1 protein-coding gene is annotated in these 1,551 nt (G+C 76.4%); it reads left to right on the plus strand.

The window, feature by feature from the left end; all coding sequences use genetic code 11:
* The coding region (locus ACOJUF_RS15940) for a Mur ligase family protein (RefSeq protein WP_420122810.1) at window positions 1-1,372 on the plus strand (1,372 nt) is incomplete at its 5' end.
* Between the last annotated feature and the right edge of the window lie 179 nt (window positions 1,373-1,551).

Genomic DNA, 1,551 nt, shown 5'->3' on the forward strand with positions numbered 1-1,551 from the left:
GATGCACGCGGTCACCCGGGCCCGGCCGTGGTTCTTCTCCCCCGATCCCGACTGCCCGCACCTGGACGAGGCGCTGGACCGGGTGCCCGAGCGGCTGGCCGGCCACGACCCGGGCGAGACGATCGCCCCGCTCAGGCCGACCATCCCGGTGATCGCGGTGACCGGCACCAACGGCAAGACCACCACCACCCGGCTGATCGCGCACCTGGTCCGGACCGGCGGCCGGATCCCGGGCTGGTCCTCCACCGACGGCATCTTCATCGACGGCGTCGAGGTGGAGTCGGGCGACTGGTCCGGGCCGGGCGGCGCGGCCCGGGTGCTGGCCGACCCGTCCGTGCAGGTGGCGGTCACCGAGACGGCCCGCGGCGGGATCCTGCTGCGCGGCGTCGGCACCGCCGTCAACGACGTTTCGGTCGTCACCAACATCAGCGCCGACCACCTGGGCCTGCTCGGCGTGCACACCCTGGAGCAGCTGGCCGAGGTCAAGTCGGTGATCGTCCGGATCACCCGGCCCGGCGGCTGGACGGTGCTCAACGCCGACGACCCGCTGGTCCGGGCGATGCGGTCGGTGTCGCGGGCCAAGCCCTGGTTCTACTCCCCCGACCCGGACAACCCCTACCTGGACGATGCCCTGGAGGCCGGCGGCCGGGCCATCACCGTGCTCGAGGGGACGATCGTCATCCTGGGCCGCGGGCACGATCCGACCGAGGTGATCGACCTGGCGCAGGTGCCGATCACGCTGGCCGGCGCCTCGACGGTGAACACGGCGAACGCGCTGGCCGCGACGGCGGCGGCGATCGCCGTCGGGGTGCCGCTGGACGCCGTCCGGGAGGGCTTGCGCACCTTCACCACCGGCGCCGAGCACAACGCCGGCCGGCTCAACGTGTACGGCCTCGACGGCACCGCCGTCGTGCTCGACCTGGCCCACAACGAGGCCTCGCTGGCGTCGCTGCTGGCGGTGGCCCGGGCGCTGACCGAGCCGGGCGGCGAGCTGGCGACCGTGCTGGGCACCGCGGGCGACCGGCCGGACGAGGCCATCCACGCGATGGGCGCGCTGGCCGCCCGGGCCGCCGACCGGCTGGTGGTCGCGGGCCGCACGCGCTACGGCCGCGGCCGACCGGCGGGCGAGATGGAGGCGATCTGGCGAGCCGGCGCGGCCGAGGCCGGCGTGGTGGACGTCGCGGAAGCGGCCGACGAACTCGGCGCACTGGTCGCCCTGCTGGACGCCGCCGACCCCCTGCCGGCCGGGTCCTGCATCGCGGTCTGCGCGCTGGAGAAGCGCGTCGAACTGGCTGCGGAGATCGGCCGGCGGGGCGGCGCCGAGATGACTCCGGAGCAGGTCGCCGACCGGGTGCGCCGCGCGGCGGGCTGATCCCCCCGGAGACCCCCGCCCCGAGACCCCGCCCGCAGGAACCCCGCCCCGCGGCCGCACCTCGCCCCCGCCGCCGCGCCGCGCGCCCGCCCTCGCGCCGCGCGAGTGTGCAGAACGGGCCCTTTCCGCCGCGACGAAGGGGCACCTTGTGCACACTCGACGGGGCGGGCCGGACGGCC

The organism is Nakamurella sp. (genome assembly GCF_048594475.1).
GTDB lineage: Bacteria > Actinomycetota > Actinomycetes > Mycobacteriales > Nakamurellaceae > Nakamurella.